Origin of the sequence: Mycobacterium sp. ACS4054, assembly GCF_001667275.1 — a bacterium.
GTDB lineage: Bacteria > Actinomycetota > Actinomycetes > Mycobacteriales > Mycobacteriaceae > Mycobacterium.
In genome coordinates, this window is the sequence record NZ_LZHV01000041.1 from 1 (window position 1) to 24,711 (window position 24,711).

Consider the following 24,711-nt stretch of genomic DNA (forward strand, 5'->3'; position numbering starts at 1 on the left):
ACGTCGGCTCCGGTCAACACATCCACCAGTATGTTGGTCGCGTGAGGACTCCGGCGACGGCGGTGGCGGGCGTTGACTTCGGCGACGCCCCCGTCCCCGCCCCCCGGCGCCCCGTCCTGGCAGACGGCCGCCACGACTCTGTACCTGGTCGACCCGGCGGGTGGCCGCTACCCGATCACCACCTTCCCGCCACCGGGCGACGGTCCGAGCGCCAGACTGGTCGATTGGTCGGGCGACGGGACCCGGGCGCTGTTCTCCACCGTCGGGAAAGACGGGACCGTTCTGACCGAGGTCGACTTGCGTAGCGGCACCAAGACGTCGTTCATCGTCGACGGCACCCAGCCCTCCATTCGCTACACGCGTCCCGACGGCAAGGCGCTGCTGCTCTACCGGGCGTCGAAGACCCGCTCGCTCGAACGAGTCGACCTCGCCGGTAACCACCAGCTGACGTACCCGATCGGGCAGGACTTCGAGGGGTATCTGTCCACACCGGACGGCACCCAGCTGGTGGTGGGGACGGCCTCCGGGGTAGCCCTGATGGGCAACGACGGGGTGGCCGGTAAGGCCCTGCCGATCGCCGGGCAGAAGGACTGCACGCCGCTGCGGTGGTGGGACGCGGACTCGACGGTCGCGCTCGCCCGCTGCGACGGCACCGCGTCGCGGCTATGGCTGGTGCCCATCGACGGCGGCACCCCGACCGCGCTCACCGCGCCCACCAACGGCAAGGGCCCCGACTACGGCGACCTGAACGCCTGGCAACTGCCGGCGGGGACCTTCGTGCAGGCGGCGGGGGCGTGCGGCGTGGTGTATCTCGCCAAGCTCAACGGCGACGGCACGACGGCACCGGTCTCGGTGCCCGCCGTCAAGAGCGGCAGCGTCGTCGTGGTCGGAGTCCACGATGGTGACATCAACCTGCAGGCCAGGGCTGGATGCGGTAGCGGCCAGTCGCTGATCGACTACAACCCCGCGGCCGGGACCTCAACCGTGCTGCTCGGGCCGACGGTCAACGGCGGGGGCGTCATCAGCGCACTGCCCTACCCGGGCCAGCGGTGAGGGCGACTGGCATGACGAAAGTTGCCCAGAGATGCAGCGCGGTGATCGCTCTCGCGGTCGGGATCGCCACGGTCGCACTGGTATCCGGGGGATGCTCCACAACGATCCCCGGGGTGCCCGCGGCTGGCAACGCCGCTCATTCGGTGACGTATGGGCCGCAAGTGGAGCTGCCGTTCGGCAAGTTGATCAACCACCTCGCCGGCGTGACGGTGGACGCCGCGGACAACGTGTACGTGCTCGACTTGCACTACGGGCAGGTTTGGGAGATTCCCGCGGGCACCAATCACGCAGCACCCCTGCCGTTCCAGGATCTCGGTCAGGCCCTGGACGCGGCGGTGGACACCGCGGGCAACCTGTACGTCACCGACGGTCACCACAAGCGAGTGCTGAAGCTGACGCCCGGCAACGCGACGCCCACCGCCCTGCCGTTCACCGGTCTCGACGCGATCGCGGGCATCGCGGTGGACGCCGCGGGCACCGTCTACGTCAGCGACTCGGGCATCAAGCAGGTACTGAGGCTGCCGCCGGGGTCGACGAGCCCGACCGCCTTGCCGCTCAATGGCATTCACCCCGGCGGCGTGGCGGTGGACATGGGCGGCAACGTCTACATCGTTGATTCCGACGGTAAGCGGGTGGTGCGGCTGGAACCCGGCGCCGACAACCCGAACGTGCTGCCGTTCACCGACCTCAAGCTGCCCGGCGATGTGGCCGTGGACAGGAGCGGAAACGTCTACGTCGCCGACTTCGGCGCTAACCGGGTGGTGAAGTTGAATAGAGGCGCGAGCAGCCAGACGGTGCTACCGTTTCACAACCTCAAGAACCCCGGCAGTGTGGCGGTCGACAGCGCAGGCAACGTGTACCTCAACGACAGCTCCCACTTCCGCATCCTCAAGCTGCCGGCCCGATGATGGTCACCATGAGGGGCGTGCTGGCCGGGGTTGCGGCCGCGGTGGTGATTGTCGGCGCGGCCGGGTGCGGCGCGCCGCGCGTCGTTCAACAGACCACGACGTCCACGACATCGGTTGCGCCGCAGGGGCGGACCGCGTGCACCGATCTCGGCGGGACGGTTGGTCCCGACGGGATCTGCCACGTGCGGAGTGCCACCCCCACCTACACGATCGAGATGAGCTTTCCCATCGACTACCCGGAGATGGCTTCGGTGGCCGCATTCCTCAAACGCAACCGCGACGACTTCATCGACTGGGTCACCGAGGTGGGGCCCGGACAGAAGCGCGGCCGGCCATACCTGTACGCCGTCACCGCGAAGACGTTTCGTTCGGGGGCGCCGGACTCCGGCACCCAGAGCCTGGTGCTCAAGATCGACAACGACACCGGCTTGGCCCACGAAGGCCACCCGAACACCACGTTCCGGGCGTTCAACTTCGATCTCGCCAAGCGCGCCCCGATCACCTTCGACACGTTGTTCAAGCCCGGCGCGAAACCGCTCGAGGTGCTCGACCCGATCGTCCGGCGGGAGTTGGATGCGCCGGATGCCGAACTCGACCAGGAGACCTATCAGAACTTCGCGATCACGAACGACGCGGTGATCTTCTTCTTCGGCCAAGACCAGGTGGTGCACGACAACGCCGGGCCGCACCAAGTCATGGTGCCCCGCAGCGATCTGGCGTCGCTACTGGCGTAATCCGTTCCGGCGGAAGGGGTTCCACTTTGAGAAATTTCCTTGAGCCGGGCGCGATGTTGGCTGACCACCCCTGCACGGGGAGGCGGATTGGGCAGCCGGGCCGGCTAGATTATGAAGCAGCTGGGCGCGCCGGGCGTGCAGCTGGTGGCGCATCCCGAAGCGGCCAGGGGGGTGAGCGCGATGACGAGGGCGATGAAAATTTTGCCGAGACCAGACATGACGTACTCCGCTCTGTCGAGACTGTGCCCGAGGCGCTCCTCAGCGTACGCGCGTGATCGTCTTGTCAAGATTGTTTTGCGGTACTTTCGTCCCCTTCCGCTACGGCACCATTCCATGGGGTACCGAAAATGGGAAACTCAGCGAGACGTCTCAGCAACAGTCGCCGACCAGCTACCTGAAACAGCGCTTTAGGTGTGAATTTTCCAGCCCGCTAGCGGGCTGGGCGCCGCCGGGGCGTTGGGGTCATTGAACTCGATGTAGACGTCGCCCTGGTTGACGTTGCCGCCGTAGGCGATGTAACCGTGGGCGGTCTGGCCGTTGCTGACGCTCCCTGCGCGCAGGGGCGGCGTCTTGTTGATCTTCTGGTAGTCGACCGTGGACGAGCCGGCTTCGACGTCCCGGTACGGGTCTTGCCGCCACGGCGAAGACGCGGCGGTTACGTAGGTCTCGCTGTAGGTGAATGGTGTGTCGGACTTGCCGACGACGGTGAGCTCGATGACGGTGCAGCCCCCGCCGCTTGCGGTGCAACCCGACGACACCCAGTTCGCGTTGTTGAGCGTGACGTCGGCGGTTGCGGTGCTGTATTCCGTGACGTGGATGGTGCTGCCGGCTTTGCCCGTCGGGAACGGGGACTGCTGGGGTGTCGGGTCGGCGGCGCCGAGCGGCGCCGTTGCGCAAGCCGTTATCGCAAGCGCTGCCCCGACCGCTGCCTTCGTCGAAGTGGATATCGCCACCAGCAGACCATAGCGCGCATTGCGCGTGTGGTCGGCTCACCAGGAGATTGCGGGCGTGAGCGAGCGTTTCAGATTGCGCCCGACGAACGAAGGCGCTCCATTCCGGCCGCGTCGTAGCCCGCCAGGGCGCCGAGTAACTCTTCCGTGTGCTGCCCGACGCGCGGCGCTGCCGGCGGTGCAAACCCATCGTCGGGTTTGGTCTTGATGCAGGTTCCAATCATTCGCTGGGATGTCCCGTCCGGCCGGGCCTGCTCATAGGCGAGTCGGCGAGCCTTCGCGTGGTCGTCGTCGAACAGGTCTGCTCCCAAAAATGCTGGGGCCCCTGCGATGTCGGTCGCGATGAAGAAGTCGGTCCATTCCCTGCGGGTGCGTTCCTTGAATATCGCTGTCAACTCCTTGCGCAGCCGGGCCTCTGCCTCGGGATCCTTCCCCGGCTTCTGGCGTCCCGGTTCGTAGAGATCCATCCGGTCGAGTGACTCGCAGAATCTCAGCCAGAACTTGTCTTCCAGCGCGTTGAACACCACGTAGTTGCCGTCGCTCGTTTCGTAGTACTGGTAGCGAAGCGAAGCGCGGATTCCCTCACCGTAGGCCGGTTGACCGTTCGCCAGCGCTGTGAGGTGTTGAAAGTTCCAGTTGATCGCCGCATCGACCTGCGCTACTTCGATGTACTGCGGCTTGCCGTCGCGCCCGGCGGCGTGCAACGCGGCAAGTACGCCCATCGCTGCGTACAGCGGTCCCGCCAGAACACCTGTCGTCCCTGTGGCCGCCCCCGAAAGGCGTGGCGTTCCGTCCGCGTCGATGATCGGCGGGCTCAAGCCGGCGAAACAGTCGAATGACAACCCGTGGGTGGCCAATCGGGTGTAGGGCCCATAGCTGCCCATGCCATTGAGCACGCAATAGACAACCGTCGGGTTGACTGCGACGATGTCGTCGTAGCCGAAGCCGAGCCGGTGCGCGGTTCCGTACCGTAGTCCGTCGATCACCACCGCCGAGGTCGCGGCCAGGCGGCGAAACGCCTCTTGACCCTCAGGCGTTTTCAGGTTTATTGCCACACTCTTCTTTCCCCGGTTCCAGTGCGAGTCCTGCAGCTCGCCGCCGGAAACCGCCGAACCGCGGAAACCACCGCCGCCAGGTGGCTCCACCTTGATCACCTCTGCGCCGAGGTCAGCCAGATGCCCGCCCAATGCATCCGCGGAGAAGAGGGACACTTCGAGGACTCGTACATCCTTGAGAAGTTCCATCACGCGACCTTTCCCCGCTACATCATGGTGATCGATTTGAGCTCGGTGTATTCCTCGAAGCCCCAGCGCCCCTGCTCTCGGCCGAGTCCACTTTGTTTGAAGCCGCCGAACGGTCCCCCGCCGTTGAACATCCCGCGCGCCGGCAGAGACCAGCCGGGGCCCTGCCCGCCCCCCGGATTGGTTCCTAGATCGACACCGGGTGCGACGGTCTGCACCATGATGGTGCCGGTTCTGATCTGCCTGGCGACGTTGAATCCCCTTGCGGAATTGCGGGTCATTACCAGACCCGCCAGACCGTAGATGGAGTCGTTGGCGATGCGGATGGCTTCGTCTTCGGAGCTGTAGGTCATCACCGCCAGCACAGGCCCGAACACCTCTTCCTGGCATAAGCGCATGTCGCTGCGGCAGTCGACGAATGCCGTCGGTTCGTAGTAGAAGCCGCGTTGAAGGTGTTCGGGACGTTTGCCGCCGACCACCAGCCGCGCGCCGTCCTGTAGGCCCGCCTGGACGAAGGATTCAACTCGCCGACGCTGCTGATCCCTGATCAGCGGACCAACAACAGTGGTGGGATCGCGCGGGTCCCCGACCGTGATCATCGGGGCCATGGCTTTGAGGCCCTCGACATAGGCTTCGATCAGGTGCTCGGGCAACAGAAGTCGCGACGTGACGGTGCATGCCTGTCCGGCATGCATCAGCACCTGTCCGAATCCTATTCCCGCAACGTCACTTTCGGTGACATCGCCGAGGACGATGTGCGCGCTCTTGCCGCCTAGTTCCAGCTGTGCGCGTTTCATGGTTGCCGCCGATAGTTCTCGGATGCGTCGACCGGTCGCCGTCGACCCGGTGAACCCGATCATGTCGACGCCCCGGTGCGTACACAGCTCCTCCCCCACGTCGGCACCGCCGACAACGACGTTGAATACGCCGGGCGGAAGGCCGGCTTCCTCGCCGATCTTGGCCAGCTCCAAGGCATTCATCGGAGTCCACGGGTGAGGCTTTAGCACCACGGTGCAGCCGACGGCCAAGGCGGACAGGCACTTCTGAATGTTGATCGAGAAGGGGAAGTTGAACGGCGTGATGACTCCGACCACCCCGACGGGTTCGCGGACCACCGTCACGCCGCCCAGGCCGGTTGGCGAGACCACCGGCCCGCCCGGTGTTTCCACCCACGTCACATCATGCTCGACGAACTCGCCGTAGTAGTGGGCCGCCTCGATGGCACCCCCGACCTGGATCAGGTCGGTGATGAACCCGGTGGATCCGATCTCTGCGACGATCAGCTCTCGAAGTTCGGCCTTGCGCTCGTCGAGGATCTCAGCGAACCGCTTGATGATCTTCGCCCGCTCCCGGACGGACATCCACGGCCACGGCCCTTCGTCGAAAGCGCGCCGGGCGGCCTCGATCGCCATGGCCGCCTGCTTTGGCCCACCATCGACGACTCGGCCGATCAACTCTTCATTGGACGGATCGATAACATCGATGGTGCCGACGGCGTTGTCGCTCAACCACTTACCGTCGATGAAGCTCTGGTACTCCCGCATCAAACAGATCCGTCAGCCGTTGACTACGTAAGGGTCGGATAGGGGGCGGGCTCAAAGTCGAAGACCCGGCGAGCATTACCCTGCAGCACCTTGTACTTGTCGAGGTCGGACCGGCCGTCGAGTGCCTTGTGAGCGGCCTGAAGGGAGTTGGGCCAGAGGCTGTCGGTGTGCGGGTAATCCGTTTCGATCATCACGTTGTCGACGCCGATGGAGTCGAGGTTAGCCGCCCCGAAGTCGTCCTCGATGAAGCAGCCGTACATGTGGTCGCGGAAGAGCTGGCGCGGTGACTCCGGAAAAATCTCGGGGTCGGTGGGCACCGGGGTCAAGCGCATCGTAGCCGGATCAACCGCCCAGTTGTTGGCGCGCAGGTACTGGTAATCGGCGGCGACATGTTCGGCACGCTCGATGAGGTACGGAATCCAGCCGATGCCGCCCTCGGCCAGCACGATCTTCAGGTCGGGGTACTTCTGCAGCTTCCCCGAGAACAACCAATCCGTCGTTGAGTTCGCGAGATTGAGGTTGATGTTGACCGCCTGAACGCCGAAAGGCGCGTCAGGCGACGTGGTGGGACTAACCGACGACGAGCCGATGTGCGTGCACAGCGGCATCTTCGTCTCGTTCACCGCGGCGAAGAAGTCGTCCCATGCCCCCGAGTGGATGGACGGAAATCCCAACGGGTGCAGGTTCTCCGAAAAGGCAATGGCTTTGGCACCCTTGCCCGCGCACCGTAACGTCTCCTCGACGGCCAAACGGGTATCCCACAACGGAACGATGACCATGGGGATGTAGCGACCGGGTGCCGCCGCGCACCACTCGTCGATGACGAAGTCGTTGTACGCCCGCACGCACTTGAGGCCCAGATCGCGGTCACCGAGGTGGGCGAACATCTGACCACAGAACCGGGGGAAGAACGGAAAGTTCAGTCCCGCAATCACATGATCCTCGTCCATGTCGGGGATGCGGGCCACCGGGTCGAAGTATGCACGGGGCATATCGTCGTAATTCACCGGCAGCGGGGAATACTCGGCCGGCCTTTGGTGAGCCGCGACCAAGATGCCCAGCACCGACGCGCGCGCTTGCTCGTACACCCACGTATCGACGCCGTCGATGCGCTCGACGTGTGGTACCCGATCGCGGTCGGCGGCCGATGCGCGGTCGACCCATAGGTTCGGGGGCTCGATGATGTGGTCGTCGACGGAGATCATCCACTGAAGATCTTGCTTGTCCACGGCTTCCTCCCTGATTTCGCTATTACGTTGACTGCGAGGCGATCTCGTCGTCCGCCTGCCGCCTCTTACCGGCCGATGCGGGCACCCGGCGTGAAGACGACGGGCAGGGCGCGGTAGCCCCGGGTGACCGAGTTCCCGTGAAAATCAACTTTTGCCCCAGCGGGGATGAGGTAGTCGGGTATCCGATTCAGGGTCTGTTCGACACCCACCCGGAACTCGAGCCGGGCGAGATTGGAGCCCAGACAGCGATGGACGCCGGCTCCGAACCCGAGGTGGCGGTTTGTCTGCCGGTCGAGAATGCACTTGTTCGGCTCGTCGAACTCGCGCGCGTCGCGGTTGGCGGCCGCATAGTTCACGACGACCGTCTCACCGGGGCAGAATGTGTGGCCGCTTAGTTGGACCTCCTCGGCGACGGAACGATGAAGTCCGTGAACCGAACCCGCGAACCGGATGAATTCCTCTATTGCCGTGGGCATCAGCCCGCCGTCGCGCACCAGCCGGTCGCGCTCTGCAGCATGGGTGCCCAGGTAGAAGAAGGCGAACGACATTGCACTAGAGGTGGTTTCGAGCCCGGCCTGCACCAGCAGCATCACATTCGCGACGACGTCGTCGAAGCTCAATTTTTCGCCGTCGATCTTGGCGGCGAGTAGGACGTCGATCAGGTCGTCACGCGCCGGTTCACCACGACGCTTGTCGATCTCCTCGCGTACGCGGAGGTATAGATTCGTCATCGAACCGTTCCGGATCTCTTCGCTCTCACCATTGATCGCGACGTCGGCTGTCTCGATGTAGAGCGGCACGTCCTCAACGGGCATGCCGAGTACGTACCGGAAGAACACGATCCCAGGTTGCTGCCATGCAACGTCTGCGAGATCGCCACTGCCCAATTCGATGAAATTGTCGATCAACCCATCGGTGACCGCGCGCACCTGGGGTTCCAGCTCCTTCATCCGGCCCGGAGAGAAATACGGATTGAGAACCTTGCGAAGCTGTTGCTGCCTTGGAGGATCCAAGGTGATCACGATGTCGCCGAACGACATCGGGTTGCCCTCGAGTCCCAGGGGCTTGCTGGAGAAGCTGCGCCAGTCCCGCAAGATCTCGTAGCAGTCGTCGTAGCGGGTGGCGATCCACGCGCCCCCCGGCGTGGGGCCCAGAAATGGCACGTCCTGGTGACTGAACGGTCCGTTCTCCCGCATCACCGAGTAGACCTCGTAGAGGAAGTCTTGGTCGTTGAAGTCCTCGTGACGAAGGTCGAGGTTCCGGGCGTGTTCCTCCGGCGTCTTGCTCACCATGCGTAGTCCTTTCCGCCCCCGGGCGCGGGCATGGTGACTTCGGCGCGGCGCAGCCGTCGGGCGAGTCGATATCCATCGACGCCGGCCCTCGGATTTCTCGCACACGCCGAAATTTGCTTTGGCAGAACAGTAAATCGTCGACTGCGCAGAGTCAAGTGACACTCGATAACTACTTGAAAGCACTTGGATCGACGCGCCCGCGCAGTGCGCGCGAACGGACGGCACGCGTGCAGGCTTCCCCTCAGCCGACGGGTGCTCGCTAAAGTGTCTGTGATGACCACAGGCGCGCGGCGGAGAGTTCGCGACAAGGACGGCAAACAGCGAGCCCTCCTTGAAGCGGCCGCTGAGGTGTTTGCCGAAGCCGGATACTCGGCCGCGGCGACAAAGGAGATCGCCCGTCGCGCGGACTGCTCGGAGGCGATGCTGTTCCACTACTTCGGGGACAAGCGAGGCATCTTCGAGCAAGTCGTTTCTCGACAGATCGCGGACCTGGTCAGTGAGGCCGAAGAGCAAGTCGTGGCGGACCTGCCTGCGCGCTTCGAGGACTATATCGAGCAGCTTTTCCTTGCGAGATTAAGGATCGATGACCGGGACAGCGGCGTTCCCGGCTGGGACATCTCCGGTCGGGCGTTGTCGGATCCCGACTTCTCGCTGCGGGTGCTGCAACCCAATCACGCACGCCGTACGGCCGTGATTGCCGAAGGCGTTCGCCACTACCAGGCCGGGGGGCAGATCCGGGCCGACGTCGACGCCGACCTATTCGCTGAGCTGCTGGCCAATTTCATCATCTTTACAACGAGCCTGGGACCACGCTGGTTCGGCACCGCCGAGTCAGACATTCGCGCGCAGATCGAACTGGGTTCGCAAATCCTCGCCAAAGGGGTAAGCACGTCGACTACGAAGCCTCCCGCCAAGCGCAGCGGGCGGGTCCAACGGTCCCCCAAGGTGCGTGCGGCCGACTGAAAGCCCCGACGACTCAACTACGGCCACAGTTATCGAGTCACACTTGACACGTCAGCTTTCCCGTCGCTAGCGTCGTTCCAATCGGCCGCAGCCATGCCGATACAGAGCACCTTGCTCTGCCGAAGGTCGTGAAGCGGAAAGTCGGGCCGCAATGAACACTCTGCGGGGGGTTCGTGTCGTCGAGTGGGCGACGGAAATCACCGGTCCGTACTGCACCAAGTTGTTCGCGGACCTGGGAGCGGAGGTCATCAAGATAGAGGATCCGGATGGGGATCCATTTCGCCGCAGGATATTTGGCGATCGGCACGATGCCGGCGCGCTGTTCAACTTCCTTAACGCGGGCAAGCGTTCAGTCGTTGGCACGTCGCTGGCCGACCTGGAGCCTCTGATCGTTTCCGCCGATGTGCTCGTCGATTCTCTCGGCCCCGGAGCACTCGACCGCGAGCCCCTTCTGCGGCGCGCGCCACACCTGGTGATCGTGGCATTGACTCCGTATGGATTGACCGGACCGTACCGGGACAGACCCTCGACGGAGTTCACGATCCAAGCCGAGAGCGGAACCCTGGCGCTGCGAGGCCGTCCGGACCAGCCGCCCATTCAAGCCGGTGGTCGGGTCTTCGAATGGGTCATGGCCAGCTACGCGGCCGTCGGGGCGCTGGGCGCATTGCGGCGGGTTCAACTCGGCGGCCCGGGTGAAATCGTTGACTGCTCGTTGCTGGAGGCTTGCCACCTCAGTGCCAGCGGATTCGCTGACGTCTACCACGAGTTGGCCGGTCGTCCCCCTTTGACCGTGCCGGCCCGACAAGTTGAAATCCCTTCCATCGAACCGACCGCGGACGGATGGGTGGGCTTCAACACCAATACCCGCCAACAATTCGAGTCGTTCCTGGCGATGATCGACCGACTCGATCTGCTCGACGATGATCCGGCGTGGGCCCTCGCCACGACGCGGTGGGAACGGCGGGAGGAGTGGAATCGAATTGTGCGGGAATGGACGACGCAACGTTCCACAGACGAGATCGTCGCGTTGGCCTCCGATCTGCGGATCCCCGTCTCACCGGTCAACAATGGGCAGACCGTGTTGGACCACCCTCAGTTCGCGGCGCGCGCCGTGTGGGGCACGTATGCCGACGGCAGCTTCACCCACCCGTTGTCGCCCTACCGGATCAATGGCCGACGACCCGCCCCCACCGCCGGCGCTCCCCCGCTCGGCGAAATGAGAGAAGTGCCCGCCCACAGCAGGATTGCGGCCGCCAGCGACCGTGCACCGCGACTTCCTTTGGAGGGCCTACGAATTCTCGACGCGACAGCGTGGTGGGCGGGCCCCTCCTCCACTCACATTCTCGCTGCGCTGGGCGCCGAGGTCATTCACCTCGAGTCGACGCAGCGCCCTGACGGCGCACGGATGGCGGCCGCAGCGTTCGCCGCCCAATCTCAATGGTGGGAGCGGTCGGGGATGTACCTGGCGACCAACGCCAATAAGCGGGGGCTCACCCTCGACCTGTCCTCTCCCGACGGGCGAGAACTGTTGTTTGGACTCGTCAGATGCTCGGACATTCTGGTCGAGAACTTCTCGCCCCGCGTCTTCGACAATTTCGCCATCACGTGGGAGGCCGTGAGTGAGCAGAACCCCAGAATTGTGATGGTCCGGATGCCTGCCTTCGGGCTCGACGGACCGTGGCGCAACAACGTGGGTTTCGCGCAAACGATGGAGCAGATGACCGGGATGGCGTGGGTGACCGGTCACGAGTACGACCAGCCGCGAATCCCCCGCGGCCCCTGCGACCCACTGGCGGGAATGCACTCCGCGTTCGCCATGCTCGCCGGCCTCCGACAACGGGATGAAACGGGGCGCGGGTCGCTCATCGAAGTCTCAATGGTTGAGGCCGCGCTCAACGCCGCCGCCGAGCAGGTTGTCGAATTCACCGCCTACGGGAACCTGATATCGCGATTGGGAAACCGCAGCCGTGACGCCGCCCCACAAGGGCTCTATCAATGCGGGGGGGCCGAACGATGGCTGGCCATTTCGGTCGCGACCGACGAGCAGTGGCGCCAACTCAAGTCGGCTCTGGGCAACCCGGATTGGGCCGACGACCCCGCGTTGGATACCCACGAAGGGCGTGCCGAGGCACATGATGTGATCGACAAGCATCTCGAGCAGTGGGCTGGCCAACGAGAGTCCTCGGCTGCCGCAGAATTTCTTATCGAATACGGCGTCCCCGCAGCGGATTTGGCAGACGCCAGGGTCGGTTCGACGCACCCTCAGCTGGCAGCACGGGGCTTCTTCGAAAGCCTCGACCATCCCATCGTCGGACGACATCACGTGCCGGCGATTCCCTTCAGGTACCGCAGCGTTGAGACGTGGTATCGGTCGGCAGCGCCGACCTTAGGGCAGCACAACGCGAGCATCCTCGGCGACCTACTGGGCCTCGACGCCGCATCGATTGCAGCGCTCACAGAAAAAGGAGTCATCGGGACCAGCCCAGGCGGATTGGACTAGACAACGTGAAACTTCATGTCGACTCAGAAACGTGCCAAGGCCACAGCCGTTGTTACGCGGCGTATCCCGAGTTGTTCGACATCGACGACGAAGGGACCGCCTTCGTGACCATGGAAGACATTCCGTCCGGATGGGAAGACCGGGCGCACAACGCAATCGCGAACTGCCCGGAGCGGGCCATACATATCGTCAAGGAGTCGCCATGAAGACCAAAGGAGCAGTTCTGTGGGGGCTGAACGAGCGGTGGTCGGTGGAAGAGATCGAACTCGATCCGCCACAGAAAGGCGAGCTACTCGTCGAGTTCGAAGCCACCGGTCTGTGCCACTCCGACCACCACATCCGCACCGGCGATATGTTCGGGGTGAGCTTCCCGTTGATCGGGGGACACGAAGGCGCCGGCATCGTTCGCGAGGTCGGTCCGGGAGTCCGCGATATGGCGGCGGGAGATCACGTGGTCACGTCGTTCCTGCCGGCGTGCGGCCGCTGCCGCTGGTGCGCCACGGGCCGTCAGAACCTCTGTGATTACGGGGCGATCATCCTGGCGGGGGTCCAGGCCGACGGCACCTTCCGGCGCCGAGCCAGAGGACGGGGTATCGGAGCCCTTTCGGGCGTCGGCAGTTTCGCGCAATGGGGTGTGCTGTCGGAAGCCTCCGTCGTCAAGATCGACGACGATGTGCCGTTGTCGCGCGCATGTCTTCTCGGTTGCGGCGTGACCACCGGTTGGGGTTCGGCCGTCAACACCGCGAACGTCAGTCCCGGCGACGTCGTCGTCGTGGTGGGCTGCGGCGGGATCGGTAGCGGAGCTATCCAAGGCGCGCGCCTGGCGGGGGCGGAGCAGATTGTCGTGGTCGACATTGAACCGACCAAGCGCGACAAAGCTTTTCAGTTCGGCGCCACGCACTTTGCCACCTCGATCGAGGAAGCAACCCAGCTAGTCGGTGAGATCACGCGTGGGGTCATGGCCGACTCGGCCATCCTCACACCAGGTTTGCTCGAGGGCGCGATGATCAATGACGCTCTTAATGCGGTGCGGAAGGGCGGTGCCGTGGTGGCCACCGCCCTGGCATCGATGTCAGACGTGACGCCGACGCTGCCGCTGACGTTGTTCACGCTGTTCCAAAAGCGTCTCCTGGGCAGCCTGTACGGCGAAGCCAACCCCCGCGCAGACATCCCTCGACTCATCAGCCTCTATCGAAGCGGCAAGCTGTTGCTCGACGAAACCGTCACCACCGAGTACAAGCTCGACGACATCAATGAGGCCTACGACGACATGCTCGCCGGCCGCAACATTCGCGGGGTGATCATCCACGAGCACTGAGCCTTTGGGAAGGCGGTCCACGTCGTTTCAGGCCCGCGCAGTCGATTCACCAATCGTCGTGAAGGGATTCCACTCATGTCATCACCAGCCGATACGGTCCGCCAGTTCTGCGCCTTGATGGAGCAGCGGGACGCCGACGCGTTGCGTCCACTGCTCGCCGAGGGGGCCGTCTATCAGAACGTGGGAATGCCCGCCTTCGTCGGACCGGACGCCATCGTCGAGAACATGGCGGCCCAGTTCGCCATGTTCCCGGACGCCTACGCATTCGAGATCGTCAACCTGGCCAGCGAGGGTTCCGTGGTGCTCACCGAACGCCTGGACTACATCCAGGCTCCGGACGGAAGCAAGCCGGCCATCCCGGTGATGGGAACCTTCGTCGTCGACGACGATGGGAAAATCACTCGTTGGACCGACTATTTCGACCTGAACCTGATCATGAAGCTCCTGCAAGGAGAGGACATCAGCGCCCTGGTGCCCGCGACCGCATGAGTTGGCACATCGATGATTCGCCCTAGCCGAGGATGTGGAGCCATGCGGGTGCCAAGGGCCGTCGCCAAATTCAATCGTCGAGTCACCAATCCAGCCGCGCGGTCGATCACGCCGTGGCTTCCGTACCTTGGGACGCTCGAACATGTCGGACGGAAATCAGGCAAGCGTTATCGAACGCCGCTGTTGGTCTTTCCCACCCCCGACGGCTTCGTCGTCCTCATCGGGTACGGGCCGCATTCGGACTGGGTGAAGAACGTTTTGGCCGGCGGACAGGCGGTATTGCACAGGCGCGGCAGTGGTATCGCGCTGGTCAATCCTCGCCTTGTGAGTAAGGCCGAGGGCGCAGCGATCGTTTCGGGGCCTTCAGGGATGTTCTACCGCCTGCTTCCGTACAACGAAGCGGCGATGGTGTTGACCAAGGTCGATTCCACGCAGTGACTTCGGGTGAGAAGTTGAGCCAGCGGGACGCCTGCACGAACGCCTGGTAGGGCGGGCGGGGCTCGAACCCGGCCACAACTCAATCGCGCTCCACGCTCCCAACGGTTCCACTGGTGCGAGCGCCAATTCCAACCATGTAAGAGGTTTATGCCGCCATGTGAGCACGGCGGCGAAGGTGTGGCGGCCTATCACCGAGTGATGGCGATGTGGTTGAGCAGGTCGCGCGCCGCTCCCGCGGGGCCCGTGGGGGCGCCCTGCCAGATCGCGCGCAGATCGCGTCTCAAGTCCAGATCGGCGACCGGGATCGCCCGCAAGCGACCATGAGTGAGGTCATCAGAGACGGCCAGCCGGCTCATCACCGCCGGACCGGCGCCGGCCAGAACAGCAGCGCGAACCGCTGCCGGAGAAGCGAATTCGAGCGGATGAGCCACGGGCGCCGGCTGGTCCCCGTCCACGAATTCGTCAGCGCCCAACAAAAGGCGCCACCCCGACTTACGCGATACCAACGGCGTTCGGCGAAGCTCTGCCACGGTAATCGGGGCTGATCGACGAACCCACTTGTGATCGGGCGGCACGATGACGATCAGTTCATCGCGCCCGACAACCCTGCTGCGCAACCCGTGAAGCGCCCCGCGGGTTTCGATGAAACCGAGTTCCGCCTGCCCGTCACGCACGGCGGCGATCGCTTCCTCACTATCGGTCGCGTTGAAGCTGACCTCCGGAACGATGGCGCGGTGCCGCACTGCCGCCGCCTGGAACGACACCAGCCAACGTGGCAGCAGTTGCTCGGCCACCGTTTGGCTGGCCACTATCTTGAGCTGGCTGCGATGCTCGGCGCGCAATGACGCCAGGCCGGTGTCGACCCGCAGCGCGACGTCTAGTACCTGATCCGCCCATTCGGCGACGACCTCGCCCACAGCCGTCAGTTGCGCGCCCCGCGTCGTGCGAGTCACGAGGCGAACGCCGATCTGCGACTCGATAGAAGATAGTCGCGCCGAAACGGCCTGCTGACTGGTTCCCACCTCGCGGCCGGCCGCACTCAAACTGCCCGTCTTGGCGATCGCCGACAACACCTCCAGTGCGGAAAGTTCGGGCATCCGCGCGCTTAACGCCACGCCTGATCATAGGCATCGACGCAGGATTTACGGGTCAAAACCCCAGGCAGCCCGGAACGGCAGCGTTTCCGTCTCCGCGGGATACAAGGCCGACTTGTACCGCAACAACAACTGAACCACTACTGCGCCGGGCGCGCCGAATGAACGATCAATGCCATGAACACTTCGGAAAACACCAACCAGATCCACGACACCGCGAAAATCACCGCGCGTACCGCACCAGGCGGATTCCGGCGCCGCACCATGGCCGGAGCGCTAGTCATCATGGCGTTCGGCGCGACTGCCGTCGGTTTTGCTGCGACGGCCCACGCCGACGACAGCGCGCCGGGCCCGACCATCGAGGCCCCGGCGATCCAAGCACCGGTGCCCGCGCCCGTCGCCCCCTGGGTTCCGACGTTCCAGCGCTGGGCAGGCAACTACTGGCCCGGGCACCTTCAGTGCGGGTTCCCCGGCTGGCGCGGCCCCTTTCAGTGCTGGTACGGATAACGCCTCAACGAGGTCGGGCATTTGCCACCGTCCAACGGTTTCCATTCCTATCGTCAGTTCGTGAAGTCGGAGGTACGTCGAATGCACCCACGCTGGATAATTGCGGCGGTCTCGACGGCGCTGTTTTGCGTGCAGATCGATTACTTCGCCATGAACCTCGCATTGCCGCGCATGGCGTCGGATCTCGGCAGCACCACCACCGACCTGCAGTGGGTAATCAGCATCTACATGCTGGCCTTGGGCGCGTTCATGGCGCCTGCGGGCCGCATCGGGGACATCTTCGGGCGCCGCCGCACGCTGATCGTCGGGATCGCGCTGTTCGGAATCGCCTCGGTGTTTTGCGCCGTCGCGCCTTCGGCACCGGTGGTCATTGCCTTCCGTGCGGTACAGGGCCTGGGCGCCGCGCTGATCTTTCCGGTCTCCGTCAGCGTGCTCACCAATACGCTGGCGGCCGAGAAATCCAGCCGCGCAATCGGATTGGCGTATGGCATCGCTGGTCTGGGTAATGCGGCGGGTCCGCTGGTGGGCGGCTTGCTCACCGAGACGCTCGGATGGCGCTCGGTGTTCTGGATGCTGGTGCCATTATCAGGCATCTCGATCGTCATCGGCATCAAAACGATCCCGGAGACGTGGGACGAAACCGCGCCCCGCCGAGTCGATCTCAGCGGCCTGGCGTTGATCACGATGGGCATCGGGTTGTTCACGTTCGCCTTCGACCGAGCGCCGGCCTGGGGATGGCTGTCAGCACCCGTGATTGCGATATTTCTTGCCTCCGTGGCGCTCTTGGGGACGTTCGTCGCCGTCGAGGCCCGGGTGCGCTATCCACTGATCGACTTGTCGCTGCTGCGCAATCCACGGTTCAGCCTTCTGGTGGTCGCAGGAACGGTCGCCAACATCGCCTATGTGGTGACGGTGTTCCTGGCCACGATGAACCTGCAACAGGTGCGCGGCCTGGGCCCGATGATGGCCGGCTTGGCTTTTCTTGGCCCGTCCGCGGGTGCAGCGCTCGGCGGGCCGATCTCCGGACGTCTGGCCTCGCGCAATGCGCCCTTCGCCGTTATGGGCATCGGCTGCGCGGCGGCCGCGGTGTCGCTGGGTGTGCTGGCAATCTCCGACAACTTCGTAGTGTATCTCGTGGCCCTGACGGCCTGTGGTTTCACCATGGGCCTGGTCTACGCGTTCACCACCGTCGCGACCCAGGCGGTCGTCGCGCCCGAGCGCGCCGGCGAAGCCGCCGGTGTCACATTGACGTCCCTGGTCACGCTCGCCGGCGTCGGGGTGGCGGTGGCGAGCAGCAGCCTGGAGGTACTGCAGCACCACGACATCAGCACCGGTCATGGCATCAAGGTGATCCTGGCGGTAAGCGCCGCCCTACTGCTACCCGCGGGGTTGGCCGTGCTCGGCATCGCACGCGGCAAGACCCGCTCGGCCAGCGCGAACGTGCCTGTCCAAGAACAGCTTTCGAATCCATACTGAGGGGATGTGAACGTCATGAGTGAAAATGTGGTCGCGACTTCCAAAGATGTTGGTGCGCCGCCATTGTCGCAAAGTCGGACCGTACTGATGGTTGCGGCATTGGCCTTGTCCGTGATGTCGTTCATGCTCAACGCCACCATGCTCGGCCCGGCGTTCCGCGACATCAACACCCATCTCGGACCCCACGCGTACGCGTCGATGTCCGCCTACTTCTATCTCGCCGGTGCGATCGCCAACGTGGTGCTGATCCGGTGGAGCGACTTCATGGGCCGCAAGCGTGTCCTGGCCGGCATTCTGTTTTTGGTCTGCATCGGGACGCTGTTGTGCATCCTCGGCACGTCACTACCGGTTGTGATCGTCGGCCGGGTTTTGCAGGGCTGCGCCAACATCACCTACGGCCTGGCATTCCTGATTATGCGCGAGCACCTCAGCGGCCCGGCGTTTGGCGTCTGCTGCGGTGTTATATCGGCGATCAATGCCGGGGTGGCCGGCGTGGACGCGTTCCTCGCAGGTGTGATGGTCGACCGCTTCGGATATCGCTCGATTTTCGTCTTGACCTTAGTGGTCGGAGTCGGCGCGTTCGCACTCGTGGGGGTGGCGGTGCCCGCCGACGAGCGCGGCCGCAAGATCCCCGGCCGGATGGACTGGGCGGGAGCCCTCCTCATTGCGGTAGCGGTCGCCGGCCTCAGCCTGTACGTCTCCAACGGCGGCCACGCCGGCTGGACCTCGCCGCTCATGCTCGTGTGTATCGCCACGGCCATCGTCGCGTTCGTCGGACTCTTCGTGGTCGAAAAGCGAGTGGCGACACCACTGATCCACATCGATCGGATGGCCTCGCGCTATGCCTGGCCGCTCATTGCCGTGACCATCCTTGTTTTTGCGTCGTTCATGGTGGTGCTCAGCTACATCATTCCGTCCATCGCCCAGAACGACCGCGTCGGCTTCGGCGCCAACGGGACGCTGACGGCGTTGCTCTTCATTACTCCCGGCGCGCTGGCTTCGCTGTGCACGGCACCACTAGTCGGACGGCTCGCCGCCAAAATCGGCTTCGTGACGGTGTTGCGGGCGGGATTGGTTTTCGCCGTGGCCGTCACCGCGCTGCTCGCGGTGTTCACGTTCGACAAAGGGACCGTCATCGTTCTCATGGCCGTGTTCGGATTCGCGCTGGCAGTCACCCTTACGCCGATGAGCGCGCTGGGGGTCCTTCAGGCACCCGAGGATGAGCCGGGTTCGCTCCCGGGGATCAGCAACGCCTCCTACGGTATCGGCGGCTCACTCGGATTCGCCTGGGCCGGAACGGTTGTCGGGGCCGGGACCCAAGCGAGTTACCAAACCGCGTTGTATGCCTGCGTCGGCATTGGCATCGTCGCTGTCGCCGCGAGCCTGATCCTGAAACCGCGGGCCGCGGCATCGCCGGCCCGCGCGGACTCCCCTGCGCAAGTCCCGGCTTAACAGGACGGGAGAATTCTGTCTTCTTTGGCCCAGGCGATGGTGATAGCTCACCGGCCGGTGGGACCTGTCCGCTAACCCCTTGAGGCTGTCAGCATCAGCCGAAACACTGTCAGGCATCACCCAACATAGATCCGTCAAGCATCAGCCGAAGTCACACACGAACGCCTGGTAGGGCGGGCGGGGCTCGAACCCGCGACCAACGGATTATGAGTCCGCGGCTCTAACCAACTGAGCTACCGCCCCTAGCGATGTTTCGTAGGAAACCGTAGCCCAAAGCGCGGTCATCGTCCGTCGGGCATGCTTGGAGCCCGCCGCACTCGAAGGAGCGGCGGCGGGCTGTCAGGGCATCAGACCGGCGCCGGCTGCCCGGGGGCTTGCCGCGCGGCTTGGTCCTTGAGCCTGGGAATCAAGTCCGGCGCGTAGACGTAGATCGCCGACTCGACCTCCCACTCAGCCTGGGCTTGGCTCATCGGCGTCGTCCGGGTGATCATGTTGACCAGCTCCTGGGCCTCGCCGAACTGATTCGGGTTGGAACGCACCTGGCTGGCGAACCAACGTCCCTCGGCGGCCTCGCTGCAATCGTTGAAATCGGCGTTGTGCACCATCTTGTTCTGCGCCAGCAGCTTGATGTACTGATCGTCGGCCGGGCTCATGTTGCACGATGCCGATGCGTGCGGCGCCGACAGCACCGCACCCCCCAACATCGCCGCCCCCAGCGCAACGCCGGCGGCCCCCACCGCCAGTGCTTGCGCGCGCGATCGTGTGCTCTTCACTTTTCTGGTCCCCCTCGATTGCTGATTTCCTTTCGCGCTAGCAGACGAGTACCACCGGCAACGAGCGCGGCAAACGAGGCCTTAGTCAAACAATCGATGAACAGAGGTCAACCAAAACGCCAGTGCCCGTTCGGCATTCGGATAGCCGAGACTCGCCGCCAATGGTTGTTCGCGGCGCGGATTGAACGGGGGCACCCGAGGATTCGGATGCCCTGCTTCCGAGTTAGCTAGCTACTCTTTGGGCCAGTCCGCGGTCGCAGCCTGGTTCTTGATCTTGGGGATCATGTCCGGCGCATACACGTAGATCGCCGACTCGACCTCCCACTCGGCCTGCGCTTGGGTCATCGAGGTCGTGTTCGTGATCATGTTGACCAGCTCTTGGGCCTCACCGAACGGGTTGGGGTGGTTGCGCACCTGGTCGGCGAACCAACGCCCCTCGGCGGCCTCGGTGCAATCGCTGAAATCGGCGTTGTGCACCATCTTGTTCTGCGCGAGCAGCTGAATGTACTGGTCGTCCTTCGGGCTGAGGTTGCAGGACGCCGACGCCTGGGGCGCGGACATCACGGCCCCGCCGAGCATCGAGGCCCCCAGCGCGACGCCGGCGGCACAGACCGAGGACACTCGCGTGCGCAAACGTGAGCGGGTGGTCGTCATCTCCGGTCCTCCCTCTGCGTGTGAGCGGTGGGCTCTCCGACGCAATTCAAGCTGTGGTGTGGCGGCGGCTAGCCGTCACTTCAGGCGCCGCTGCCAGCTGAGATCACCGGCACATATGAGTTCACATATGAGTTTCGGCGTCGGGCATAAATTTAGCCAGTGCCAGCGGCCTGAGCGGGGAACTTTTGTTTGCGTGATCGTGTACGAATGGTTAACATTCGCTACTTCGTACCGGCCCCAAAAAACCGGCGGATGGACGCGGAACGGCCGACCACCAGGTCGGCACCAACAAGACGGTCAGCTGAAGACGGTCTGCCCGTCGGCGTCGAGCAGGTATCGCTCGGTGCCCTCCTCGACCCGGGCGGCGTCGGCGCCCAGCGCGACGGCGACTTTGTTGCTTGCATTCCGCATGATGTCAAAGGTGAGCTCGACGGCCTCGGCATCGGAGAACCGGGAGCGCACCTCGGCGGCATCGTCGACGGCGAGGTGCGCAGGGGTCCAAATTAGCCCATCGGCGTAGCGCAGCGCTGCTTTAACGCGGTCGTCGAGCACACTCGACGACTCGAAGCGTTCGATCTCGTCGTACAGCGTCTCCGAACCGCCGGCATCCAGCGCGGTGCTCTCCCGCAGCGACTTGCACAGCCGGCAGTTGTGCTGGGCGGCCCCGCGCAGCCGGACCAGCTCGGCGGTGATCGGGTCGAGCGCCCGCATGCGTGCCACCGCGGGCAAGAAGTCGTTGAACACCGGACCCGACGGCTCGGTGGCGCCGTCCCACGCGACGACGCCGTCGACCCAGCCCAGGTAGTCCGAGCCGACGCCGAGCGCTTCCAGCCCGGCCCGCACCCGCGGAACGAAGTCGGCGATATACATTCCGACCACCACGCCGAAGGCGGCATCGCCCAGCTGCTTAACCAGGCGGGATCGCAGGTCGCCGGTGATCGCCGAAACGTCGGCGCTGAATTGTTCGGCGAACTCGGCGACGACGGCTTCCGCCTCCGATTCGGGCGCGCCGACCTCGATCGGGCTGGGCAGCGGCGGCAGCGACAACGTCGCGGCGCACACCCGCCGGATCAGGCCCGCGATGCGGGCCGCCGCCGGGTCATCCGGAAACAGGGCCACCAACCGCGTGAGCTGATCTTTCCGAACCGAAACTTCAGCCGCCATTCGTGACACGCTAGAACGCGGCCCGCCCCGCGGCAATCGCCTACTGCGCCTGACTCACCGACGACATATAGAAGTCCGGTATCCGCAGCGACGGCATTGCCGACCGGGTCGCCCAGTCCGCCCACTCCCGCGGCAGCGTCTTCTCGCTCACCCCGGCCTCGGTGGCCCGCCGCAGCAGGTCCAGCGGGCTCTCGTTGAACCGGAAGTTGTTGACCGCCGCGGTCACTTCGCCGTCCTCGATGAGGTAGACGCCGTCGCGGGTCAGCCCGGTGAGCAGCAGCGTGGTGGGGTCGACCTCGCGGATGTACCACAGCGTGGTCAGCAGCAGGCCGCGTTCGGTGGCCGCGATCATGTCGGCCAGGTCGACGGAGCCGCCGGTCATCACCAGGTTGTCGGCGGCGACCGCGACCTGGGCGTCGAATTTGGCGGCCGTCGCCCGCGGATAGGCCAGCGCGTTGATCACGCCGTTGCGGATCCAGTCCACCTGGCCGATCTCCATGCCGTTGTCGAAGACCGACACCGTTTCCGACGAGCTGCTCACGGCCACGAAGGGTGTGCACGCCAGGCCGGGCGCCATCGGATCGGAGAACAGCGTCAACGGCAACTCGGTGAGCTTCTCCCCCACCCGCGTTCCGCCACCGGGCGCCGAGAACGCGGTGCGGCCCTCCCTCGCGCCGCGGCCGGCCATCGACCACGCCAGGTAGAGCATCATGTCGGCCACCGTCGATGGCGGCATGATCGTCTCGTAGCGTCCGGCGGGCAGCTCCACGCTGCGTTCGGCCCAGCCGAGCCGCATCGAGAGCTCCTCGAGGAGCGAATCCATTGGCACATCGGCGAAGTCGGGCGTGCCGATGCCCGCCCAGGCGCTCGCGTCGCCGCGCTTACCGTTGATCTCCACCGCCCCGGCGGGCTGGGTGTAGCGTCGCCGCACCCCGGTCGACGACGCCAAGAATGTGGTCGAAACGCTATGGTGCGCAAAGCCGTACAGCCGGTCGGTGCCGCGAAAGCCCCGGCTCAGGGAGTCGGCGACCTCGGCGAACACCAGCGGCCCGGTGCCGGGCACCGGCGCGTTCCAGTCCGCGGGCACGCCCGTGTCGGCCAGCAGCGGCGCGGCGTCACCGGCCTCGGGCGCCGAGCGGGCCGCCTCCTGGGACGCCGCCACCAGCTCGGGGATCACCCGCGGATCCACCTCCGCCGAGACCATGGTGCCGATGCGCGCGGTCGAGCCCCGCCGGACGACGGAGATCACCGTGATGCTGCGGTTGACCGCAACCCCGTTGGTGGTCATCGAATTGCCCGCCCACCGCAGCGTCGCCTCCACCTTGTCGGCGACGAGCACCATGGTCTCGCTGGCGCCGCCGAGCTTGGCGGCCTCGTCCAGGACCAGGTTGACCACGTGCTGTGGGGTGATCATCGGCCGCCCTCGGCGCGGGTGTTGAGCACGTTGACGCCGCGGAACAGCGCCGAGGGGCAGCCGTGGCTGACCGGGGCGATCTGGCCGGGCTGGGCCTTGCCGCAGTTGAACGCGCCGCCCAGCCGCCAGGTCGAGGGCCCGCCCACGGCCTCCATCGAGTTCCAGAAATCGGTCGTGGTGGCCTGATACGCCACATCCCGCAATTGGCCTTCCAATTCGCCGTCGCGGATGCGGAAGAACCGCTGACCGGTGAACTGAAAGTTGTAGCGCTGCATGTCGATCGACCACGACTTGTCGCCGATGATGTAGATGCCGTCCTCGACGCGGCCGATCAGGTCGGCGGTGCTGACGTCCTCTTCCGCGGGCTGCAGCGACACGTTGGCCATCCGCTGGATCGGGACGTGATGCGGCGAGTCGGCATACGAGCACCCGTTCGAGCGCGGCTGGCCCAGGCGCGGGGCGAACACCCGGTCGAGCTGATAACCGACGAATATCCCGTCGCGCACCAGATCCCAGCTTTGCGCGGCGACTCCCTCGTCGTCGTAACCGATGGTGGCCAAACCGTGCGCAACCGTGCGGTCCGCGGTCACGTTCATCACCGGGGAGCCGTACCGCATGGTGCCGAGTTTGTCCGGCGTGGCGAACGACGTTCCGGCGTAGGCGGCCTCGTAACCGATGGCGCGGTCGTATTCGGTTGCGTGGCCGATGGATTCGTGGATCGTCAGCCACAGGTTGGTGGGATCGATCACCAGGTCCTTGCGCCCGGCGGAAACGCTAGGGGCCTTGACCTTTTCGGCCAGCAGCGACGGCAGCTGCGCCAGCTCGTCGGTCCAGTTCCAGACCTCGTCGCCGGACAACACCTCCCAGCCGCGCCCCATCGGCGGCGCCAGCGTCCGCATCGAATCGAAGCTGCCCGCCTCGGCGTCGACGGTCACCGCCTCCAGCGACGGCTGCACCCGCACCCGCTGCTGGGTGATTGACGACCCGAAGGTGTCCGCGTAGAAGGTCTGCTCCTTGACGGCCGTGAGCACGGCCGACACGTGGTCGACGCCGTCGGAACTGAGCAGCCGGCCGGAGTACTCCTCGAGCACGGCGATCTTGTCGGTGGCCGGGATGGTGAAGGGGTCGATGCGGTACTCCGACACCCAGGTGGCGTCGGCGTACACGGGTTCGGGCGCCAACTCGACGCGCTCGCTGTTGAGCGTGGCCAGGGTGGTGGCCACCTGCACGGCCCGACGGGCGGTCTCGGCGGCCACGGCGGGCGCCAGCTCGGCGTGCGAGGCGAATCCCCACGTGCCGTCGACGATCACCCGCACCGCCAAACCGATCTCGCGGGTGACGACTGACGTCTCCAGCTCACCGTCGCGCAGCTGGACGATCTCCGTCACGATGCGGTGAATCCGCAGGTCGGCGTAGCTGGCGCCGGCAGCGGTGGCCGCCGAAAGGGCGGCGTCGGCCAGCGCTTGGCGCGGCAGGCTGAGGAAGTCGGCATCGATCCCCCGGTTCGGTGTCACGAGT

General features: G+C 65.0%; 23 protein-coding genes and 1 tRNA gene. 12 read left to right on the plus strand and 12 right to left on the minus strand.

Going from position 1 to position 24,711, the window contains the following annotated elements; all coding sequences use genetic code 11:
* Nucleotides 1-72 precede the first annotated feature (72 nt).
* Genes A5730_RS08970 through A5730_RS08980 form a run of 3 tightly spaced genes read left to right on the plus strand, consistent with a single transcriptional unit; the run spans nucleotide 73 to nucleotide 2,695 of the window.
* Nucleotides 73-1,053 (plus strand): hypothetical protein, encoded by a 981-nt coding sequence (locus A5730_RS08970; protein ID WP_067898525.1) that lies wholly within the window; start codon nucleotides 73-75, stop codon nucleotides 1,051-1,053.
* Between the two features lie 11 nt (nucleotides 1,054-1,064).
* Nucleotides 1,065-1,961 carry an NHL repeat-containing protein gene (locus tag A5730_RS08975; protein ID WP_082946768.1) on the plus strand — a complete coding sequence of 299 codons (897 nt, stop codon included), beginning with the start codon at nucleotides 1,065-1,067 and terminating at the stop codon, nucleotides 1,959-1,961.
* Nucleotides 1,958-2,695 carry an esterase gene (locus A5730_RS08980; protein WP_082946769.1) on the plus strand — a complete coding sequence of 246 codons (738 nt, stop codon included), beginning with the start codon at nucleotides 1,958-1,960 and terminating at the stop codon, nucleotides 2,693-2,695. The genes A5730_RS08975 and A5730_RS08980 overlap by 4 nt, the downstream gene beginning before the upstream one ends.
* A gap of 407 nt (nucleotides 2,696-3,102) precedes the next feature.
* On the opposite strand, the gene A5730_RS08985 is transcribed toward A5730_RS08980, so the two are convergent.
* The 5 genes from A5730_RS08985 to A5730_RS09005 all read right to left on the minus strand — a co-directional run bounded on the left by A5730_RS08985 (nucleotide 3,103) and on the right by A5730_RS09005 (nucleotide 8,951).
* Nucleotides 3,103-3,648: a hypothetical protein gene (locus A5730_RS08985; protein WP_231994652.1), complete on the minus strand. Its 546-nt coding sequence runs from the start codon at nucleotides 3,646-3,648 to the stop codon at nucleotides 3,103-3,105.
* A gap of 68 nt (nucleotides 3,649-3,716) precedes the next feature.
* On the minus strand, nucleotides 3,717-4,889 hold the full coding sequence (locus tag A5730_RS08990; protein ID WP_067898528.1) for a CaiB/BaiF CoA-transferase family protein: 1,173 nt from the start codon (nucleotides 4,887-4,889) through the stop codon (nucleotides 3,717-3,719).
* A 17-nt stretch (nucleotides 4,890-4,906) separates the two neighbouring features.
* Nucleotides 4,907-6,430 (minus strand): aldehyde dehydrogenase family protein, encoded by a 1,524-nt coding sequence (locus A5730_RS08995; RefSeq protein ID WP_067898531.1) that lies wholly within the window; start codon nucleotides 6,428-6,430, stop codon nucleotides 4,907-4,909.
* Between the two features lie 23 nt (nucleotides 6,431-6,453).
* Nucleotides 6,454-7,659 carry an amidohydrolase family protein gene (locus A5730_RS09000; RefSeq protein ID WP_082946770.1) on the minus strand — a complete coding sequence of 402 codons (1,206 nt, stop codon included), beginning with the start codon at nucleotides 7,657-7,659 and terminating at the stop codon, nucleotides 6,454-6,456.
* 65 nt (nucleotides 7,660-7,724) lie between these two features.
* Nucleotides 7,725-8,951, minus strand: a complete 1,227-nt coding sequence (locus tag A5730_RS09005; protein ID WP_197506218.1) for a cytochrome P450 — start codon at nucleotides 8,949-8,951, stop codon at nucleotides 7,725-7,727.
* Between the two features lie 273 nt (nucleotides 8,952-9,224).
* Between A5730_RS09005 and A5730_RS09010 the strand changes: the two genes are divergently transcribed.
* The 6 genes from A5730_RS09010 to A5730_RS09035 all read left to right on the plus strand — a co-directional run bounded on the left by A5730_RS09010 (nucleotide 9,225) and on the right by A5730_RS09035 (nucleotide 14,659).
* On the plus strand, nucleotides 9,225-9,914 hold the full coding sequence (locus tag A5730_RS09010) for a TetR/AcrR family transcriptional regulator (RefSeq protein ID WP_067898533.1): 690 nt from the start codon (nucleotides 9,225-9,227) through the stop codon (nucleotides 9,912-9,914).
* A gap of 151 nt (nucleotides 9,915-10,065) precedes the next feature.
* Nucleotides 10,066-12,414: a CaiB/BaiF CoA-transferase family protein gene (locus tag A5730_RS09015; RefSeq protein ID WP_067898536.1), complete on the plus strand. Its 2,349-nt coding sequence runs from the start codon at nucleotides 10,066-10,068 to the stop codon at nucleotides 12,412-12,414.
* 5 nt (nucleotides 12,415-12,419) lie between these two features.
* Nucleotides 12,420-12,620 carry a ferredoxin gene (locus tag A5730_RS09020; RefSeq protein ID WP_067898539.1) on the plus strand — a complete coding sequence of 67 codons (201 nt, stop codon included), beginning with the start codon at nucleotides 12,420-12,422 and terminating at the stop codon, nucleotides 12,618-12,620.
* Nucleotides 12,617-13,732, plus strand: coding sequence for an NDMA-dependent alcohol dehydrogenase (locus tag A5730_RS09025; RefSeq protein ID WP_067898542.1), 1,116 nt, complete (start codon nucleotides 12,617-12,619; stop codon nucleotides 13,730-13,732). Before A5730_RS09020 ends, A5730_RS09025 begins: the two co-directional genes overlap by 4 nt.
* A 75-nt stretch (nucleotides 13,733-13,807) precedes the next feature.
* Nucleotides 13,808-14,221: a limonene-1,2-epoxide hydrolase family protein gene (locus A5730_RS09030; protein WP_067898545.1), complete on the plus strand. Its 414-nt coding sequence runs from the start codon at nucleotides 13,808-13,810 to the stop codon at nucleotides 14,219-14,221.
* 42 nt (nucleotides 14,222-14,263) lie between these two features.
* On the plus strand, nucleotides 14,264-14,659 hold the full coding sequence (locus tag A5730_RS09035) for a nitroreductase family deazaflavin-dependent oxidoreductase (protein WP_067898548.1): 396 nt from the start codon (nucleotides 14,264-14,266) through the stop codon (nucleotides 14,657-14,659).
* A 188-nt stretch (nucleotides 14,660-14,847) separates the two neighbouring features.
* Here A5730_RS09035 and A5730_RS09040 read toward each other — a convergent pair whose 3' ends face one another.
* On the minus strand, nucleotides 14,848-15,774 hold the full coding sequence (locus A5730_RS09040; protein ID WP_067898549.1) for a LysR family transcriptional regulator: 927 nt from the start codon (nucleotides 15,772-15,774) through the stop codon (nucleotides 14,848-14,850).
* A 156-nt stretch (nucleotides 15,775-15,930) separates the two neighbouring features.
* Between A5730_RS09040 and A5730_RS09045 the strand changes: the two genes are divergently transcribed.
* The 3 genes from A5730_RS09045 to A5730_RS09055 are packed head-to-tail and all read left to right on the plus strand — an operon-like array spanning nucleotide 15,931 to nucleotide 19,188.
* Nucleotides 15,931-16,260 (plus strand): hypothetical protein, encoded by a 330-nt coding sequence (locus A5730_RS09045; protein ID WP_067898552.1) that lies wholly within the window; start codon nucleotides 15,931-15,933, stop codon nucleotides 16,258-16,260.
* A gap of 60 nt (nucleotides 16,261-16,320) precedes the next feature.
* Complete coding sequence (locus tag A5730_RS09050) at nucleotides 16,321-17,736, plus strand: MFS transporter (protein ID WP_231994653.1); 1,416 nt, start codon at nucleotides 16,321-16,323, stop codon at nucleotides 17,734-17,736.
* A gap of 15 nt (nucleotides 17,737-17,751) precedes the next feature.
* Nucleotides 17,752-19,188: an MFS transporter gene (locus tag A5730_RS09055; protein WP_067899522.1), complete on the plus strand. Its 1,437-nt coding sequence runs from the start codon at nucleotides 17,752-17,754 to the stop codon at nucleotides 19,186-19,188.
* Nucleotides 19,189-19,354: 166 nt separating this feature from the next.
* Here the strand turns inward: A5730_RS09055 and A5730_RS09060 are convergent.
* The 6 genes from A5730_RS09060 to A5730_RS09085 form a co-directional block, all read right to left on the minus strand.
* Nucleotides 19,355-19,431: transfer RNA gene (locus A5730_RS09060), tRNA-Ile, on the minus strand.
* 104 nt (nucleotides 19,432-19,535) lie between these two features.
* Entirely contained in the window at nucleotides 19,536-19,892 is a 357-nt protein-coding gene (locus A5730_RS09065; protein ID WP_231994664.1) for a hypothetical protein, read from the minus strand.
* 300 nt (nucleotides 19,893-20,192) lie between these two features.
* The gene (locus tag A5730_RS09070) at nucleotides 20,193-20,615 is read right to left on the minus strand and encodes a DUF732 domain-containing protein (protein WP_067898555.1); all 423 of its coding nucleotides are present in this window, start codon (nucleotides 20,613-20,615) and stop codon (nucleotides 20,193-20,195) included.
* A gap of 297 nt (nucleotides 20,616-20,912) precedes the next feature.
* A complete protein-coding gene (locus A5730_RS09075; protein WP_067898557.1) occupies nucleotides 20,913-21,779 on the minus strand; it encodes a carboxymuconolactone decarboxylase family protein in 867 nt (288 codons plus the stop codon).
* Between the two features lie 40 nt (nucleotides 21,780-21,819).
* A complete protein-coding gene (locus tag A5730_RS09080; protein ID WP_067898560.1) occupies nucleotides 21,820-23,193 on the minus strand; it encodes a metallopeptidase TldD-related protein in 1,374 nt (457 codons plus the stop codon).
* Complete coding sequence (locus tag A5730_RS09085) at nucleotides 23,190-24,707, minus strand: TldD/PmbA family protein (RefSeq protein WP_067899527.1); 1,518 nt, start codon at nucleotides 24,705-24,707, stop codon at nucleotides 23,190-23,192. The genes A5730_RS09080 and A5730_RS09085 overlap by 4 nt, the downstream gene beginning before the upstream one ends.
* Nucleotides 24,708-24,711 lie beyond the last annotated feature (4 nt).